General features: G+C 40.0%; 16 protein-coding genes and 1 pseudogene. 9 read left to right on the top strand and 8 right to left on the bottom strand.

Features of this window, described 5'->3' with window-relative positions:
* Positions 1-125: 125 nt before the first annotated feature.
* Positions 126-2651 (top strand): NEW3 domain-containing protein, encoded by a 2526-nt coding sequence (locus KOL94_RS14065; protein WP_221567031.1) that lies wholly within the window; start codon positions 126-128, stop codon positions 2649-2651.
* Positions 2652-2869: 218 nt separating this feature from the next.
* Here the strand turns inward: KOL94_RS14065 and KOL94_RS14060 are convergent, their stop codons facing one another.
* Positions 2870-3208 carry a hypothetical protein gene (locus tag KOL94_RS14060; RefSeq protein WP_221567030.1) on the bottom strand — a complete coding sequence of 113 codons (339 nt, stop codon included), beginning with the start codon at positions 3206-3208 and terminating at the stop codon, positions 2870-2872.
* Between the two features lie 284 nt (positions 3209-3492).
* Here KOL94_RS14060 and KOL94_RS14055 point away from each other — a divergent pair, with 284 nt between their 5' ends.
* Together KOL94_RS14055 and KOL94_RS25305 are read left to right on the top strand one after the other, a co-directional pair.
* Positions 3493-4293, top strand: a complete 801-nt coding sequence (locus tag KOL94_RS14055; RefSeq protein WP_221567029.1) for an SGNH/GDSL hydrolase family protein — start codon at positions 3493-3495, stop codon at positions 4291-4293.
* A gap of 294 nt (positions 4294-4587) precedes the next feature.
* On the top strand, positions 4588-5373 hold the full coding sequence (locus KOL94_RS25305) for a C40 family peptidase (RefSeq protein WP_260412319.1): 786 nt from the start codon (positions 4588-4590) through the stop codon (positions 5371-5373).
* A gap of 176 nt (positions 5374-5549) precedes the next feature.
* Here KOL94_RS25305 and KOL94_RS14045 read toward each other — a convergent pair whose 3' ends face one another.
* The 4 genes from KOL94_RS14045 to KOL94_RS14030 form a co-directional block, all read right to left on the bottom strand.
* On the bottom strand, positions 5550-6257 hold the full coding sequence (locus tag KOL94_RS14045) for an ABC transporter ATP-binding protein (RefSeq protein WP_221567028.1): 708 nt from the start codon (positions 6255-6257) through the stop codon (positions 5550-5552).
* A complete protein-coding gene (locus tag KOL94_RS14040; protein ID WP_221567027.1) occupies positions 6244-7392 on the bottom strand; it encodes an ABC transporter permease in 1149 nt (382 codons plus the stop codon). The genes KOL94_RS14045 and KOL94_RS14040 overlap by 14 nt, the downstream gene beginning before the upstream one ends.
* On the bottom strand, positions 7389-8597 hold the full coding sequence (locus tag KOL94_RS14035; protein ID WP_221567026.1) for an ABC transporter permease: 1209 nt from the start codon (positions 8595-8597) through the stop codon (positions 7389-7391). The genes KOL94_RS14040 and KOL94_RS14035 overlap by 4 nt, the downstream gene beginning before the upstream one ends.
* A gap of 129 nt (positions 8598-8726) precedes the next feature.
* A complete protein-coding gene (locus KOL94_RS14030) occupies positions 8727-10370 on the bottom strand; it encodes a DUF6583 family protein (protein WP_221567025.1) in 1644 nt (547 codons plus the stop codon).
* Positions 10371-10881: 511 nt separating this feature from the next.
* Between KOL94_RS14030 and KOL94_RS25650 the strand changes: the two genes are divergently transcribed.
* The 3 genes from KOL94_RS25650 (at position 10882) to KOL94_RS14015 (ending at position 14061) form a co-directional block, all read left to right on the top strand.
* Positions 10882-11739 (top strand): C40 family peptidase, encoded by an 858-nt coding sequence (locus KOL94_RS25650; RefSeq protein ID WP_221567024.1) that lies wholly within the window; start codon positions 10882-10884, stop codon positions 11737-11739.
* A gap of 80 nt (positions 11740-11819) precedes the next feature.
* Positions 11820-13418 (top strand): amidohydrolase, encoded by a 1599-nt coding sequence (locus KOL94_RS14020; protein WP_221567023.1) that lies wholly within the window; start codon positions 11820-11822, stop codon positions 13416-13418.
* Between the two features lie 388 nt (positions 13419-13806).
* Positions 13807-14061 carry a hypothetical protein gene (locus KOL94_RS14015; protein WP_221567022.1) on the top strand — a complete coding sequence of 85 codons (255 nt, stop codon included), beginning with the start codon at positions 13807-13809 and terminating at the stop codon, positions 14059-14061.
* A 56-nt stretch (positions 14062-14117) separates the two neighbouring features.
* On the opposite strand, the gene KOL94_RS14010 is transcribed toward KOL94_RS14015, so the two are convergent.
* The 3 genes from KOL94_RS14010 to KOL94_RS14000 all read right to left on the bottom strand — a co-directional run bounded on the left by KOL94_RS14010 (position 14118) and on the right by KOL94_RS14000 (position 15334).
* Entirely contained in the window at positions 14118-14486 is a 369-nt protein-coding gene (locus tag KOL94_RS14010; protein WP_221567021.1) for a hypothetical protein, read from the bottom strand.
* 17 nt (positions 14487-14503) lie between these two features.
* Positions 14504-14863 (bottom strand): DUF4870 domain-containing protein, encoded by a 360-nt coding sequence (locus tag KOL94_RS14005; protein WP_260412318.1) that lies wholly within the window; start codon positions 14861-14863, stop codon positions 14504-14506.
* A 144-nt stretch (positions 14864-15007) separates the two neighbouring features.
* The gene (locus KOL94_RS14000; RefSeq protein WP_221567020.1) at positions 15008-15334 is read right to left on the bottom strand and encodes a hypothetical protein; all 327 of its coding nucleotides are present in this window, start codon (positions 15332-15334) and stop codon (positions 15008-15010) included.
* Between the two features lie 231 nt (positions 15335-15565).
* Between KOL94_RS14000 and KOL94_RS13995 the strand changes: the two genes are divergently transcribed.
* The 3 genes and pseudogenes from KOL94_RS13995 (at position 15566) to KOL94_RS13985 (ending at position 18917) form a co-directional block, all read left to right on the top strand.
* Positions 15566-16027 (top strand): VanZ family protein, encoded by a 462-nt coding sequence (locus tag KOL94_RS13995; protein ID WP_311775144.1) that lies wholly within the window; start codon positions 15566-15568, stop codon positions 16025-16027.
* Positions 16028-16111: 84 nt separating this feature from the next.
* The gene (gene wecB / locus KOL94_RS13990; RefSeq protein ID WP_221567018.1) at positions 16112-17257 is read left to right on the top strand and encodes a non-hydrolyzing UDP-N-acetylglucosamine 2-epimerase; all 1146 of its coding nucleotides are present in this window, start codon (positions 16112-16114) and stop codon (positions 17255-17257) included.
* 97 nt (positions 17258-17354) lie between these two features.
* A pseudogene (locus KOL94_RS13985) lies at positions 17355-18917 on the top strand (IS3 family transposase).
* Positions 18918-18952: the final 35 nt, after the last annotated feature.

The following is an 18952-nucleotide window of genomic DNA, read 5'->3' as shown; positions in this document are numbered from 1 at the left end:
TAACTAACCAAATTTACGACGGGAAATCCTTAAGGAGGTGAGCATACAGGTATTTAATGGGGCACAGTAATAATGGAAACGTTTTGTGTCTTTTTTGGAATATACTTTCGAAAGGAGAAATACGGATGTTTCAAAGGAAATGGATGATTGCCTTAAGTTTGTTAATGGTATTGACCCTATTAGTCCCTGCTGTCTCAAACGGACAAGTACCTCAAGAACAACATGACGAGGAACTTTGGAGTGCTGTAAAGCCTCTTGATACGATCACCAGCTTTTTGAATACAGGAGCCCACCCTGATGATGAACGAAGCCACCTCTTAGCATACTTATCACGAGGGCTAGGGGTACATACTGCTAGCCTGATTGCTAATAGAGGTGAAGGTGGTCAGAATGAGATAGGTGAAGAACTTGGCAATGGTCTTGGCATCATTCGATCACGGGAATTGATTGAAGCCTCGAAGGTTACAGGAGTAGAAGTATTCCATTTAAGCCAGACTACAGATGATGAGATCTATGATTTCGGCTTTTCAAAATCCCCTGAAGAAACGCTGCAAAAATGGGGAGAGGAAGAAACCTATGAACGTTTTATCCGATTGATCCGCACATATAAACCAGACATCTTAATGCCATCATTCCGCGATGTCGAGTCCCAGCATGGCCACCACAGAGCAATCACCATTTTATCCCTTAAAGCATTTGAAGACGCAGCTGACCCGACGATTTTCCCAGAACAGATTGAAAAAGAAGGCCTGGATACATGGCAGATCAAAAAGTTATATCTGCCTGCTGAATCAGAAGAAACTGCAACAGTTGGCATCGAAGTCGGTGACTATGACCCTGTGTACGAACTAACGTATCCTCAAATTGGAGAAGAATCACGATATCATCACAAAAGCCAGGGGATGGGCAGTGAGGTAGAGCCAGGATCGGAAATGGTTTATTTAGATTTGGTCAAGTCTTCTGTAGGGGAAATTCCTGACCAAGAAGAGACGATATTCGAAGGATTGCACTATGATTTTAATGAATATGCCGCTGAATTAAACAGAAGTGATCGGAAAATCAAACGCCATTTGGAAGAACTACAAAAAGATCTTGAAGAGGTTATAGAAGCTTATCCTAGTCATAGTGGTGTATTGAAAGAAACACATGATGCTTTAAAACATTTGCGCAGAACAAAACAATTAGTAGCACACTTTAGTTTTAAAGATGTTGATAAAAATGAATTATTACACAAATTGAATGTGAAAGAAGATCAGCTGGAAAACGCTAGTAAAGTAGCGTCACAATTAGAAGTTTCAACAAAAATCGATACTCCAAACCTAACTCAAGGAACAAACTCGGATGTATACATCACCTTAAAAAATAATGGCGATGAAACATTGAAGAATACAGCTGCCCAATTGAACTTACCTGAAGAATGGGAAGTAGAGGGAAGCATGGCTGTTGATCATTTGTCTCCGGGTAAAGAAAAGAAGATCAAAGTCACAGTACAAGTTCCAGAAGATGCTGATTATTATCAACCTTATGAAGATCCTGTCCTATCAACGGAAGTTCGCTATAAAGTTGGACACGAGGAAGTACAACTTCAATTTGAACCTGAAGAGACGGTAGCTATCCTTCCAGAGGTCGGACTTAAAGCTGATCCTGACAGCGTGATCGTCAATACAGCCAAAGAAATGAAGGAAGAAACCATTGATGTGACAGTTACCAATTATTCCAATGAACCTGTGACTGCTGATGTATCATTGGCACTCCCAGAGGGATGGGGACCAATAGATAGTCAATCAGTTGAATTTATGGAAGATGAAAAAGTGAAAAAAGTTTCTTTTACCATTACCCCTCCTGAAGGAATTGAAAAAGGAAAATTTGAAATCAATCCAGTAGCGACTGTTGAAGGAAAGCAACTTAACACTACCGTACAAAAAATTGCTTACGACCATATTGGAACGTTTTATTATTTAAGAGAAGCAGTAATTGATGGCGTTGCTTTTGATTTGAATTATCCAGAGGATTTGAAGATAGGTTATGTAGAATCAGGGTTTGATGTGGTAGCCGATCATCTTATCAATGCCGGTATGGACATCACAAAGATCTCAGAGGATGAACTGGTAAACGGAGATTTATCACAATATGATACCATTGTTACCGGGATTAGAGCCTATCTATCACGTGAAGATCTGTTGAATAACAATGAACGGTTATTGAACTATGTGGAGGATGGAGGTCATCTAGTCGTCCAATACAATAAACCATGGGATAACTGGGATCCAAATATGACAGCCCCTTATCCGTTGACGATTGGTCAGCCCTCTATTGAATGGCGTGTGACGGATGAAGCGTCAGAATATGAAATTTTACAACCAGACCACACCTTACTGAACTATCCAAATGATATTACAGCAGAAGACTGGGATGGTTGGGTACAAGAGAGAGGGCTGTATTACCCGATGGAATGGGATGACAGATACGAAACACTTATCAACATGACTGATTTGGACGGGGATACATTCGATGGTGGAATTCTGTATACGGATTATGGTACAGGAAGCTATGTTTATACAAATCTCGTTTGGTACAGGCAAATTCAAAATCAGGTGCCTGGAGGATATCGTATCTTTACAAACTTGATCAGTTATCCGAAAGCAGAATAAGACAAAAATAATAGGGGCTGTCCTTAAAGAAAAATGAGACACCTCCAACACAACATTTTGTGTAAAAACACGATTTTCCTCGAAATGTTGTTAAGTTCGGAGAGACTCAGACACTTTTAGGGCAGCCCCTTTGCATGATAAATTTTTCTAAAAAAGCATCATGGTGTATAAGGGTAAAAAGACCTATATCCTGTTAAGTAACCAAGATATAGGTTATTTTACTTAGAAAATATTGATAATAAACCTTTTTTCTTTTTTCTTTTTTTGGATCGTTCTTTAAGCACCTTTTTGATATCTTCAGCTTCTTCTGTTTCCATCGTTTCAAATGATGTATGATAACGTGCAATGAAGTATGTACCAGTTGGCATCGAGCTGTTTTCATAACCGTACCCTTCATCTACGCTGCATACCAATCTATAACCACTGATAAAGAACTTTTCTACACTTACAGGACCGTCTACTAGTTCTTCGAAGTATGATAAATCATTCGGAATGTAAGTGGAATGAGGATGTTGTCCTGGTTTTACAAGTACAACCATTAATTTATTTTCATCCAACCGAAGACCCACCTTTTTCGATAAAATATGAGAATAAACTTTATTATACTAGACAACCCGATTGATGTAAATTGCTATCTCAAGAAAACATTGTCGAATAATCAAGGTATATTGAACCATAAGAAAAGATTGGATAAACAGTATTATAGAACTATTTTACCAGGAAAAATATTCCTTGTCGATATTCACTAAATTTTCTATCATATTTTGACAAGATATGCTATATATTGCATTATTATTATTAAAAGATGTAATTCCAGGGTGTCGAAGGAAAGGGGAAGAATATGAAAAAATTACTATACATAACCACAATCATTTTATCGATTGCAATAATTGTTTTCGGTCATTTTCATTGGAATTCAAAGATTAATGACACGATTGCCAATGCAAAGGCAAATGCAGAACCTATAACTCAAAAAGCTAATACAATTGAAAGTGCTGAAGAAGAATCTGAAGTTGATATTAAGGGACTGACTGAAAATTTTTCTAAAGATACTCGAAAATTGATTACGGATGCTATTGAAGCAGGTGAAACAATCGATGTAGCGGTCATTGGCTCTGAAGCGCTAGAGATGGGTGAGACTCCTTGGCCAGAATTACTTCAGGCTGGGATAGATCAAGCTTATAGTGAAGGAACTTTCAAGCTGACATCATATGACTTTGGAAAAGATCATTCGAATGTTGCAATCTATAAAGAAAAAATGACTGATATTATTGATACTAAACCTGATATTGTACTGCTTGAACCATTTATTATGAACGATAACGGTGATGTTGGTGTTAAAGATACAATTGAAGCTATTAAAATCTTAGAACGTAGATTCTCTGAAAGTAATGAAGATACGGTCTTTATGTTACAGTCTTCCCACCCAATATTTGAACCACAAGTATACGCAATGCAAGTAGAGGGTATCAAGGAATTTGCCGAGAAAGAAAAGATCACTTATCTGGACCATTGGGATCATTGGCCAGATGTTAAAGATGAAAAAGTCAGAGATTATATTAAAGATGATCTATCAGGTCCTAATGATAAAGGTAACAAGGTTTGGGCAGAGTATCTCATAAACTACTTTACAGGAAAATAGACTAAAATCAGCCTCTTCTATCAAGGGCTATTTTCTTTTGTTGGTTCTATTCCCTATTTCATTTGTAATTAAACTGTAAAGTGATTGTTAAGTATATTATGATAAGATAACACTCGGGGTTAGGGGATAAGGAATAAAGTAGCAAGAATAGAATATTTAGCAATATTGATAGATTTCGATATTAGACATTACATATCTCAATTTCAAACATACATAAAAGAAGTTCTACTTTTGACTTACTCCCAATTGGTTTAACAAGCCAGAACTACTAAAAATCCAATTGGAGGAGAAGTAATGAAGAAAAAGTTATTACCAATCGCACTTGCAACAGGGATCGTGTTCTCTGGAGCTGGACAAGCATTCGGAGCAACAGGAAGTGCCATCATCGATACAGGTGATAATTATTTAGGGGCACCATATCAATATGGAGCGCCAGTAGGAGATACAAGTTCCTTTGACTGTTCATCTTTTACCGTTACTGTATTTAAAAAGTACGGAATCAGTCTGCCTAGATCAAGTAGTGCTCAAGCTAATGTTGGTACAACCGTTTCGAAATCAAATCTAAAAGTTGGAGATTTGCTTTTCTATGATACGAATTTTAATGGTGTCATCAACCATGTAGCGATCTATGCTGGAAATGGGAAGATGCTAGGTGCACAATCTTCTACGGGCGTAGCATTCACGGATGCGTTCTCACCATACTATTGGGGCGATCGCTTTGTAAAAGCGAAAAGAGTTCTAAAATCTGAAGCACCAAAGTCTGAGACATCTGATGTATCTATTTATACTATACAAAGTGGAGATACACTCTGGGGTATCAGCATGAAATATAACACCTCAGTATCGAATCTTAAAAGCTTGAACAATCTTTCATCAAACACCATTTATATTGGACAAAAATTGAAGGTGTCTGGTACTACTAGTACAGCTTCAAGCAGCAAGACTCATACAGTAAAATCCGGAGACACATTATGGGGAATCAGTATCACGTATGGTACTACTGTTAGTAAGTTGAAGGATGCAAATAATCTATCTTCTGATGTGATCTATCCAGGACAAACATTTAAAATTCCTAACTAATAAAAAAGAAAGATAAAATCCTTTTAGGTAGGCCATCCTACTTAAAGGGATTTTTTGATTTACATATGAAGAAAGTATTTATACTTTCTTCAATATAAGGGCAACTAAGTCTCAGCCTGCGCTTAGGCTTGGCATTGCCAAGTTTTCTTTAAATTTGAGCTATGATTGTTTGATTCTCAAGTGCGGATGATTTGCAGGTGCTTGAGTAGTTCCTGCGTCGGGTTCCGTGAGTGAGGGAGTTCGTTGATCGCACTGAAATGTCGTAATACACCGTCCTCCAACACCAATACATAGTGACAGAGCATCTCGATTTCCTGCAAGTCATGAGATGAAAACAAGATTGTTTTGTCTGGACCTAACGCTTTTAAAAAGGCAACGATGTCTGTTTTGGAAGGGATGTCGATCCCCACGGTCGGCTCATCCATAATTAACAACTCTGGATTGTGAAGCAGGGCGACAATGATATTCAGTTTCCGCTGCATTCCCCCTGAGAGCTTATCAACTCTTTCGTTGAGCTTTTCCTTCAATCCCACCATATCTACAAGCAGTAAAATCCAAGACTCGGATACGGTGCCTGGTGCCATACCTGCCCAGAACTTCAAGTTTTCTTTGACAGAAATACTTGTGTGCAGAGCGATATCCTGTGGGACGTAGCCGATCCTGTGCCTGAGCTGCTTTTTCTTTTTCGTGACAGATTTCCCGCCGACGAGGATTTCGCCTTTAGATGGATTGACTAACGTTGCGATCATCTTCATCAATGTTGATTTTCCAGCCCCATTCGGTCCGACAAGCCCGACACGAGCCCCTTGGGGAACCATGAGATCGACACCTTTGACTACATCCGTTCCTTTATATCGTTTGTGTACGTTCCTAAGCTCGATCATGTCGTACAGCTCCAATCCCTAATCCTAAAATCATCAGTCCAAGTCCGGAACCAAATAAAATGGTCATTTCAATAGTTGTAGTTGAACGCATTAAGCCGTTTAAAAACCAGTGTTGCGGTGTGTATTGAGATGCATTCGCTAGTCGATCGGAAAACTCCTCCAGCTTGATGAAGCTTCCACCTAATACACTGGTTAAAACAGTTGTCGCGACAGCAATCAAATGATATAGAAGTGTGTTGTTCATCAGATTTGCTAGCAGAAAGCCAATTCCTCCGCAGGCGATCACATAAGCGATAAGCAATAGTCCTTTTTGTTCGAAATCTCCGTCATCAAATAAAAGATAGATAGATACTGGTAAAAGTGTTGCGAGTATAACTGTTACGGATCCAAGTAAGTTTGAAAAGGCACAGGTGAGACGATTGACACCGAACATCCCCGTTCTTGATGCCAGTCCGTTTTCTCGTTCTGTCATCACCCATGTTTGCATATAAAAGCTGATGAGCAGGATATGGATGCTGAGCATGCCGAACAACATCGGTTTGGTATTCTTTTCTGTTTTCTGATTTTGAGCTTGTTTACCGGCTTTTTCAAGTTTAATGGTCATTAAAGGCTCAGGTTCCCATTGATCATCGGTATATTTCCAGGCGTACTCATACACATCGGCTCCATTAAATTCGTTCGCCAGGTAAGTGGCAGCCTTTCCGTTGCTTGCAAGCCGGATCACCTCGCTAGCGACGTATTCCTCGACTAGCCCGGTTGAAATGGCATTCGGTGCCTTCCATAACCGGATCACATCATTGATTTTACCTTGTCTTACTTTTTCCTCTAGACCTTTTGTAAAAACAACAGCGGCTTCAGCCTGATTTGTTGCAAGAAGGCGTTTCGCATCGTCACTCGATTTTTCAATGATTTGGAGCGTTTCATTTTTCTTTAGGCGTTCAATGATTGTAGAAACTGTATCGTTATTTTCCTCCGTTACCACTATTACAGGAATTTTCAACTGAGCCGAACCTTTCGAAAGCAATTGTTCAGCACCCCAAAAGACGGTTAAAGGGAGAATAAGCATCAACAGGAATTGCCATTTGTTGCTTAAGATGATTTTCCATCGTGTGCGGATTAAATGCCACATTCTCATGACCGCTTCACCTGCCTTACTATAAAGGAAGTGAAGAGTAGGGTACCTATCATCCCGCCCAATACACTAAGACTAGAGAATAGTATATCTTCGTTTTCAATAAAGATGGAGTTCACTAGACTGGTGTGAAGCCAGTGTGACAGAGTTGATAGGTTAAGCCACTCTAAGAACCCGGTGTAGTAGGACTCAGGAAAAATCAAACTTCCACCTGCTGCAAAAACCACAAGACCTAGAAAGCCGATGAAGAATCTTAGTCCTTCCGCTATAGGAAGATTCGATAAAAATGTGTACCAGGCACCGATGACGATGATGGCTGTTACGAAGGTAAGCAGACTCCAACCGAAGTGACCTGTAACCTTCAATTCTGTCAAAATCCATAAAGCAGCAAGGATCAAAACCGCCTGCATGAATAAAATCGTAATTTGGGTGGCGAGCCCGCTGAATAGGTGGGCACCTGTAGAGACGCCGAAAGTTCGTAAGCGTTCGTCGATTTTGGCATTTGTTGAAGAGGTCATGCTCATCGTGAGCAATCCAGTCAACAGCAACAGGAAAATGAACCCGGAAACGCTGTAGTATTTGAGTGGTGTAACTCCCTGGAACGATTTGATTTCTTCTCTATCGAACATCATCTTACGACCGGAGGCGAATGTAGTAAAATCGAAGATCATTTGATCAGATACCTTCATTACATATTCATGAGAATAATTCTGTTCTTTTAAATAATCGTAGATCGTGTTGACCCCGCTTTGGGCAGCACTGATCAGTTCAGCAGAGCTGTTCATCATTTCCAGAAAGAGTGCGGATTGAAAAGGTCGCTTTTCATTACTTATGACGGTGACGGGTTTGTTTTCACCATAACGGATACCATTCGCAAACCCCTCAGGGATCACTAGGATTGAAGCGATCTTATTTTCCGATAATAAATTTTGGGCTTTTTCTTCATCCATGACGCGAAAGGTAATCAACGACTCGAGTTCGTCATCCTCCTGAAATTGTTGTATTAAGAGACGGGTTTCAGGATCATCGTCTTTGTCCACGATCGCAACGTCGAAAGGAGGGAGAAGTGACTCGGATTTGAGTACATTTTCAAGCCCATATAGTAAGAAGCCGATGAGAGCGATGGGCATGAAAAAAAGGACCACCCATGCGATTGGCTGACGGAAAATTTCCTTCAATTGTGTCTGTGCAAGTATGAATGCTCTCATCGTGATCTCCTGTGTATTAAGTGTAAAAAGAAGGCAAGTGTGGAGTAGCCTCAGACACTTGCCTTACTTTTTTTATACGATCAAAAGGATAACATTTCAGTGAGGAAACTTGGTTTTGCCCAGTTTTCTTTAGTTGAACATTTGTGGACCGTTCATCATCATTCCTTGAATTCGAGTTTGAATTTCTGTCATGATGCGTTCCATTTCTTCAGGGCTCATTTCTGCTACATTTTCCCCGTCTTCTGTGACATTCGGGAATTTCAGATTCTTTGTAAATTCGGTTTTGCTATCATAATCGAACGTTACATTGATTGGTGCACCGAGCCCAGCATCAACTTCCAAACCAAATTCACCATTTGATGAATATGTTCCATTATCAAGGTCATCTGTCACTTTACGGGTGAAGTGTCCTTTTAATGGTGGTATGCCAGCGTTCGAAGGATCATCGATTGCTGCTTCAAAGTCTGCTTTCATGTCTTCTGGTGTACCTGTGATTTTTGCACTAAGATTTGCGCCAGTTACTTTTCCTGCTTCCGCAAAGGCGAAAGTTCCAGTGATGTCGCGTGTAGCGTTATCGCCGTCTCCTTTTTTACCTTTGATTTCAACTAACATTTTTCCATAGTCTTGCTTTTCGCCGTTTTCAGGGAAGACGTTGATCTCCCATTTTCCGTCAGTGATAAGATCGTCTGAGCGTAGTGCGTGGCTGGAATAGTCAACGACGACGAACTCTGAATCGTTACCGATTTTAAAATCAACGTCACGCTTGACGATGACTTCATTCTTGTCGATCAGGATAACGCTCTTGAAACCGTCAGGAATTTTTACCTGATCAATGTTGTCAGATGCTTTTTTCAGTTCTGTCTGGATGGTTTCTTTCATATCAGCTGTTTCCATTCCAGGAGCAGTGAACGCTGTGTTGCCGTTTGCCTCGATGAGGAAGTTAAGTAATTCTTCATCTTCTCTGACTTTATCGATCAAAGCTTTCAGGATGTCTTTTGTTTCTTTTTCAGAAAGTGCGAGTGTAAGCTGTGTGTATTTCTTCCCCTGGAATTCGACTCCGCTTTTTTCGGTGACATTCTCGTCCTTGATTTTTTCAAGTAAGAACTTCCCGTATTCATCAGCATGCTCTTCGTACTTTTCTTGATTTCTCATGGCTTCGAGCTGCATTTTTACAACGTTGTCGATTTCCTCAGGACCCTGGTAAGCAGGATCAAATTTCTTCATCACTTTACCAAACTGGTCGTTGTTCAAGTAAAGATAATTGTTATATAGAAGGGGAACGTTCAAACCTGTGAGATCCTCAGATTGATAGGCTTCTGCTTTGATGAACTCTGTACCACCCATGCCGGCTTTCAACTCAGCAAGCCCTTCATTTTTCTCTGGGTTGAGTTGTGCAGACATGCTCAATTTCACGTCATTCAGCATGGATGCGAACATCGCCATGTTCGGGTCGATCGCTTGAAGTCCATCAATGCTTTTAAGACCAAGTGTAAGAGTCGATTTAGAAGGCTCTTCAATCATCTTCTTATTCACATCTTCGTTGACTGCAAACGTCTTATTGAAGGATTCTTGCGTCTGTTCCATTGTGTTTTTTTCAGCTGCAAAATACGTCTCTTTCGGTGATAGGTTGAAGAACATCGCATATACCGTTCCACTGATTCCAAGTAAAACGATCACTGCTAGCGAGATCAGGATCGGTTTCTTGCTTTTACCCGGTTGTTGGGACGGTTCGATTGAAGCGGCTGTTTCATTTTTTCCTTGATTGTAATCCATCTTTGTCCTCCCATTAAGTATGTATTATAAGACTATGAATCTCCTGTCCAATAAATACGGATAAGCATCAGAATAGTTTCTGTAACATTCGACATATTCAAGGAAATTCTTTGAAGAAATCTCATGCTTTACTAATCCTACACCGTACCACAACCCGTTTCAACCATATTTTTTCAAAATAATAAGAAAAGGAATAAGTTACTAAGTTTTATCTGTGGTCATTACCATTCTGCCCAAACAAGGAGCATAGAATACTAGTTTAAATGAAAACCTCTGTACCAGGCACGACAATTCAACCCTTGTGCCACAAGGGATTTCAGATGGTGCCAGTCACCGTTTCGGATCCCTTGATACCATTGGCTTCGGAAACGGTGCCTGGCACGCATATCGATAAGCTCCTCCGCATAAAGTGAGTTAGACCGAGCAATAGAGGGCTTTTCCGACATAGACAGGCACGAAGCAACCGAGTCCAAGTCGAACAATCAGTGAAAAAACAACGGGAGGGATTCGGATGAAAAAGGTTTTGCCTGGAGCACTCGCTGCTGGATTTGTCATGACAGTGGGGACAGAGGCATATGCACATTCCGGAGATGAGGTGATCGAGAGCGCAAAGAAATTCCTGGGTACGCCATACAAGTATGGTTCGGCAGTAGGGAACAAGTCTAGCTTTGATTGTTCTTCTTTTACTGCGACGATTTTCCGTTATCATGGTGTGAAGCTTCCGAGAACAAGCCGGGGTCAGGCGAAAGTAGGTAAACCCGTCCGTAGCGGTGACCTACAACCGGGTGATCTAGTCTTCTTCGATACCAATTTTAATAGAAAAATTAATCATGTCGCGATTTATGCCGGCAACGGAAAAATGATCGGTGCCCAAAGCAAAGGTGTCGGCTATGCAAATCCGTTTTCCCCATATTATTGGAGCGATCGCTATGTGACTGCGAGAAGAGTACTCCCGGATTCTGTTAAAGTCGATAAAGCACCAACCCTAACAGTTGTAAAAGGAAACAAGGGATCCGAAAAAACGCAAGAAGTCCAGGTAACGGTAAAATCGATCCGTTTCCATACAGTCAGGAAAGGCGATACGCTCTGGGATATCAGTCGACGCTACCAAACAGACGTCCAGACGTTGAAAAAGTTGAATGACATCAAGTCTCATTGGATCTATCCCGGCCAGACCATTCAGCTTCCAATCAAGGAAAAATCAAGAGATATCATCGTCCGTTCCTACAGCATGTACAACATCCAAAAAGGCGACACGTTATGGGGAATCGGTCAAAAATATGGTGTTTCTGTGGAGAAATTGATGAAAGTCAACAAGCTGAGTTCTTCGCTTATTTATCCAGGGCAGCAGTTAATGATTCCCAAATAAGCCTTCAAAGAATATTTTCAAGGAATAGCGGGTAGTCAATAACTATGATTACCCGTAACTTTTTTCTTAGGAGGCTTATCATGACTGTAATAGACAACGTATACCTATACAGACCAGAAGTAAAAGAGGACAAGCAACTATACCATATTGAAATTGAAGATGGAAAAATTAAAGCGATCAACAAGGGCAGGGTCGATTCACAAACCGATGATGTCATCGATGGAAATGGAGCTACAGTGACCGCCTCTTTCAACGACACCCATATGCACCTGCTACGGTATGGGTTGATGAAAAAAGAACTGGATCTTCGGAAGGTGACTTCGTGGCGTGAAATGAAAGAAATCGTACGAAATGAATACAACGAAAAAATGATGGAAGAACACGACTGGGTTATCGGTCGTGGTGTCATTGACGATCAATTCGAAGATCTTGATCACCCTTTGACTGCAAAAGAACTGGAGGAACTTGAGTACGAGAAACCGATGTTCTTTTTACATGATGACGGACACGAATGCATCGTGAATGAAGAAGCTCTAAAGATTTTACGAAAAGAGCCTGAACTTGAAAAGTATCATGATCGGTTCATCGAAAAAGATGAAGATGGCAATTGGAACGGTCGCTTCAAGGATACGGCGGTCCATTTCATCAAATATCATTTCAGGAACAAGACAGAAGAGGAAACGTACGAAGCCATTGAAGACGCGATTCCTCACCTGCTTGAGCATGGGATCACTTCGGTCCAGACGGATGATGTCAATTTTTCAGGTTCCTTCGATCAAGTGTGGAGAACATATACTGATCTTGAAAAAGACGGGAAGCTCCCGGTCAGAGCCCAGCTTCATCATTACATTTACGCAGTTGAAGATTTGAAAAACTTTCTGGAGAACGATGAAAAACGGACTGGTGATGGAACTGACAGAGTAACAGTTGGAGCTTTTAAAATATTTTTAGACGGGACACAACGGTTGCATACAGCAGCATTAAGGGAACCTTATCATGATAAACCCGAGACGGATGGTGAGCTGATTTACACCCAGGAAGAATTGAATGAAATGGTGAAGACGGCGGATGAAAACATTATGCAGGTGGCGATGCATGCCATCGGAGATCGTGCTGTCGAACAAGCTCTTAACGCAATCGAGCAAGTGGGTGCGGTGAAAATGCGCCACCGGATTATTCATGCGCAGGTTTTAGCGCCGGACCTACTGGAGAGACTGCAGAAAATCAAGCCTTACCTCGAGATCCAGCCTAATTTTATGATGGATGAATACGATCAGACAGCGGACTGGGTCGGAAGAGAGCGGGAGCGGTACTGTAACCCATGGAACACAGTGGATCAGCTGGGGATTCCGTATACCGGAAGCTCGGATAGCCCGATCGGTGAACTTTCGCCACTCGTGAACATTTTTGCTGGGGTCAACCGGACAGATGAAGATGGAAACCCTGAAGGCGGATGGCTACCTAATGAAAAACTGTCACTAGATAAAATGTATAAAGCCTGTACTGAAACAGGAGCATATCTCGATTTCCAGGAAGACAGGAAAGGAAAGCTCGAAGAAGGGTATGTAGTAGATCTCGTCTTGTTATCCGACCATCCAGCAGAAGTCGAGTCCCACAAAATAAAGGACATTCAAGTGCTGGAAACATGGATGGATGGGGAAAGAGTATATAAGAAGTAAGCTACAAGGTCTTCCTGTCCATAAGGAGGACCTTTTTTCATGTTGAAGTTGAAACCTTCTGCTAGGATACTCGTATATTGTTATATCAATTATTTAGGAGTTTGGTTTATGTACAATTTTTCAGTTTTTAAAAAGGACAGACAGATGAGAAAAGTCCTTTTATTAAGAAGGGAATGTTGCTTTTATTAATTCCTGTAATAGGAATGGCCTAAGATATTCATTTTCTGCTTGCACTCTTCTCGCTTCTTGTATTATGTATTGGACTTCTTGGTCTATCAATTTTGTTTTTATCAACTGGAAAAATGGAGTATACCTCTCTAAATCCAAAAGAAAATCATTGAAATCTGCTATCCTTTTCTTTGGATTTTTTTTGATATGCCTATATCACTTGCGTAATTACATTAAAGATACGCCGCTATGCATAATTGAAGAAATCCAGCGGGTTGAGGGGATCCAGACTTCTGTGGAAAAAGGCTATAAATCCATTATCATCAATTCAATCACTTTGAAAGGTGAAGAGTACGACGTTGGCAATTTAACAGAGGAAATTCCATTGCAACAGAATTTTGTTATTTATTATCTGTCTCCTACAAGATTTACAGTCGATCAAAAGGTGCATGATATCGTAAAAGGTCGGTCTTGAACTTCCTAATAAAAGTTGTATTAAAAAAGTCCACCCTAAAGTGGGACTTTTTTGGATTATTCTTCAGTTTGTAACTCCATGACTACGCCAATCATTTCATCCTCTTGAAAGTTCCAATATCGACCATCAACACCAAATTTCATCACCTTTTTGTAGTACCCTAATTCATAAAGGACTTCTGATTCGTTTTTGAAAAGTAATTTGTAATCAGGTGATACAAAATCCATGTTCACCGTTGAGGATGTTTCAGCGGTTTCTAATTTTTGAACCAATTCAGATATGAACTTTTCATCTGTAATGGTTTCGATTTTTTCATCGCTTTTCCATTGTAATACCTCAATACTAGTTACTTCGTTAGGTTCCTGGTTACATGCTGAGATTAAAAATATCAAAGCAAGAAGGAGGGTGAGCAACACTTTCTTCATATTGCCATCCCCTTTATTTATTTGATAAAACGAATCGTCAATGGAAAGCGGTAGTAGGTGCCTTCGCTGGCTCTTATAGTTCCAATGATCATGAAAACAAGATGTAAGATCACCACGATAGGAAGTAACGCGAATCCTATGAGAATAATCATTAACGCTCCAGCCACAAGTCCATATATGAAAAAACTGATCTGAAAGTTCAAGGCTTCCTTACCGTGATAATCTACATAGGCGTATTCATCTTTTTTAAGTAACCAGAGCAGAAGTGGTCCTATTATGAAACCAAGCGCTGCTGTCAAATAACCTGCAAAAGCAGCTAGATGAACATACATACCCCAATTTCTCTCATCTTTGGATAATTCATTATTATGATCCAAAATAATCGCTCCTTTCTATTAATAATCAACAAGTGTACCAGGCACTATTTTGAAACGCTTGGTATAACTGCGTTCTTAATTGGTGCCAGGCACCGTTTCAAACCCCTTGGTATGACTGCGTTCTTAAATGATGCCTGGCACCGGCTATCCGATCACTTCTACTTCGTCTTCATCTTTGTCTTTCCGTGCGGCGCTGATCAATAGAATGATGGCTGTAATGCTGTGCATGAGCCAGCCTACTACAGGGATCCATGCTATACATGAAGTGATGACCCCGAAAATGCTTCCGACTCGTTGAAAACCAATTTTGGCTTCCTTGTTGACATATACAAGTGTAACAATATGAAGGCCTAACATTACAAACAACGGGATGTACCAATTTGCTAATACGAATGTCCCACCAATGAATGGAATCGCAAGGAAAGCTTCACACCCTCCTGTCACCCACTGAAGAACTTTATATGTTTTCATTATATTTTACGCTCCTTTTTCTAACAAATTAACCTCTACATAACTATATACGGTTCACTTACCAAAAGGTTTTCCTTTTTTCTTTAAAATAGCAAAAAAAGATTTGTTATGAAAATTATTAATGTCAAATGAATACGGTTGGGTGCTATGATAAGATGAAGAAAGCGATATTGCCTTAGAATGAGATACAGAGGGATGGAAATGAAGAAACTATTACTTTTTTGGGGTCCAGTGCTATTATGGATGGGAATGATCTTTTATTCTTCATCCCAACCATATAGTGATCAAGATATCAAACCATTGCTCCTTGATACTGTGGAACTCGGATGGTTTTCCACTTATTTTTCTGAACTGGCTTTTAATTATGCTGGCGAAGAAGTAAGTGTCAATCGGCTAGGTGAAGCGGGATACATAGAGTTTTTCATCCGAAAAGGGGCTCATGTGACGGTATATTTAATTCTGGCCTTCCTCATCTACAGGGCATTAAGAATCACCATTAAAACAAGAAAACCAATCATTTTTTATTCATGGCTACTGACAAGTATTTATGCTGCTTCCGATGAAATTCACCAGGGGTTCACCGTGCAAAGATCTCCTCATGTCGAGGATGTTATTTTAGATAGTGCAGGAGCCATCTTAGGAGTATTATTAGCACACCACCTTATATATAAGAAATTCCGACAACTGAATTAAGTCACAACTTAATTCAGAAAAAATTGACCTAAGTAATGTGAAAAAGTACCATTGAAAATAGTTGAAAGTTAGGGGGAAAACCGTATGGATAGAAAGATTAAAGTCATGACGATTTTCGGGACAAGACCTGAAGCGATCAAGATGTGTCCGCTTGTTCTTGAATTGGAAAAATATCCTGATGAAATTGAATCGATCGTAACGGTGACAGCACAACATAGAGAAATGCTTGATCAAGTATTGGAGATATTTGAAGTAACTCCGGATTATGATTTGAATATCATGAAACAACGTCAAAGTTTGATGGAAGTAACAAATCGCGCATTAGAGGGCCTTGATGGAGTGCTAAAAGAAGCTCAGCCGGATATTGTTTTGGTACATGGAGATACTACAACCTCTTTTGTGGCAAGCCTGGCTGCATTTTACAATCAAATCGCCGTCGGACATGTAGAGGCAGGCTTAAGAACGGGTAACAAATATTCCCCATACCCAGAAGAAATGAATCGGTTATTGACAGGTGTCCTTGCAGATTTGCACTTCGCACCTACAAACAATTCAGCAGCCAATCTTCTTAAGGAAAACAAAAAACAAGAGGATATCTACATTACAGGTAACACAGCGATTGATGCTTTAAAAACGACTGTCCAAGAGAATTATCAGCATCAAGTACTGGAAAAATTAAAGGATGACCGTCTAATTTTGATGACGGCCCATCGTAGAGAAAACCTTGGCGAACCTATGCGCCAGATGTTCTCAGCTATCCGCCGAATAGTGGATGAGCATAAGGATACTCAGGTGGTTTATCCCGTCCATCTTAACCCGGCAGTTCGTGAGGTCGCCCAGGATATTTTAGGCGGCCATGAGCGGATTCATCTCATCGAACCTCTAGGTGTCATCGATTTTCATAATTTAGCTTCCAGAGCTCATATTATTCTCACAGATTCTGGTGGAATACAAGAGGAAGCGCCTTCTTTAGGAGTTCCAGTTCTTGTACTAAGGGATACGACGGAAAGACCTGAGGGAATTGAAGCAGGTACACTCAAGTTGGCAGGGGTAGAAGAAGACAATATTTATCAGCTTGCAAATGAACTTCTAACTGAACAAACAGCTTATGAAAAAATGTCAAAAGCCTCGAATCCTTATGGAGATGGAGAAGCATCGCGTCGCATTGTTGAAGCGATCCTGTATCACTTCGATAAAATAAATGAACGCCCAAATGAATTTCAAGTATAAAAATATACTAAATAATAAAGGGCTGACACAATTTTGATATGCTCCCCTAAAGGTAGACAGATGAAAAACAAAATCTGTTTACCTAGGGGAGTTTTTTATGGCCAGACAATACTACTCTGTAGAATTTAAGCTTAAAGTTATAAGAGCTTATGAACAAGGGAACTTAACCATTAAAGAAATCTGTTCCAAATTTACAATTACAAAAACCTCTTTTTATAAATGGATCGATCGCTATACCGAACTTGGTATACAAGGGCTGGAAACATCAAAAGGCTGGAAACCTTATTCGGGAGAAGATAAGGAAGCAGCTGTAAGAGACTATTTATCAGGTAACTACTCTCAGGATGAAATTATTAAAAGGCATCACATTTCAAGCAGAAGTCTGCTCATGCGATGGGTTAACCATTATAATAGTCATAAGAGATTAGAGGATACGGGGAAAGGAATGTCACTCTCTATGACTAAAGGAAGAAAGACCACCTGGGAAGAGCGAAAACAAATTGTGTTCTATTGTTTAGAGAATGGTAAAGACTATAACAGGACTTCAGAAGTATATGAAGTCTCCTATCAACAAGTTTATCAATGGGTTAAGAAGTATGAAAGTGGCGGAGAAGATGCACTCATAGACAAACGAGGAAAGCAGAAAACAGAAGATGAGCTTTCTCCGGAAGAAAAAACCAAGCTTGAGATGAAAAGGCTGGAACGTGAGAACGAACGGTTAAAAGCAGAAAACAAATTCCTAAAAAAGTTAGAAGAGATCGAAAGGAGGCGAACTTAAGCCAAATAAGAGGAGAAGATACATACCTTGCCATTCAACAGCTTCATGAAGAAGAGGGATATACCATTTCACTACTATGTGAGATCGCAAGGATCGCACGATCCTCTTACTATAAATGGCTGAATCGCGAACCATCCGAAAGGGAAAGGCTCAATCAAAAAATCATCAAAGAGATGATCATCCTGCATGAGAAAGTAAACGGTATCTACGGTTATCGTCGAATGGCATTAAATATGAATCGTAAGTTCGATCAGAAGTTGAACCACAAGCGTATTTATCGTTTAATGAAGATTTCCAGGATACAGTCAGTAATAAGGAAGAAAAGAAAACGCTATAAATCCTCTACACCACATCATATTTGTGAAAATCTTCTAAACCGCGAATTTACGACAGAAAAGCCAAATGAAAAATGGGTGACGGATGTCACCGAATTCAAATACGGTCGAGCAAAGAAAGCTTACTTAAGTGCGATACTCGATTTATATGACGGCTCTATAGTGAGTTATGTGTTTGGGCATTCCAATAACAATCAACTTGTATTTTAAGACACTGGATCAAGCTACAAAACAGTTAAATGAGGAACAGCACCCTTTAATCCATAGTGATCGCGGATATCAGTATACTTCAAAGGGATTTAAAAAACGGGTTGAGAAGGCTGAAATGACACACTGTATGTCACGTGTGGGGAAATGTATCGATAATGGACCGATGGAATCTTTTTGGGGGGCTTTAAAGTCTGAGAAATATTATCTATCCAAGTATGATACATTAGAAGCACTTTCTTCGGCAATTGATGAGTACATACACTTTTACAATTATGAACGATTACAAAAAGGACGAAACGGCCTTAATCCTATAGAGTATAGGTTTAAAGCCGCTTAACGTTTTATTAATTATTTTAACTGTCTACTTTACAG

It is taken from the genome of Alkalihalobacillus sp. TS-13 (assembly GCF_019720915.1).
Lineage (GTDB): Bacteria > Bacillota > Bacilli > Bacillales > Fictibacillaceae > Pseudalkalibacillus.
Note: the sequence above shows the minus strand (reverse complement) of the source record. Positions and strands in the feature narration are given on the sequence as shown.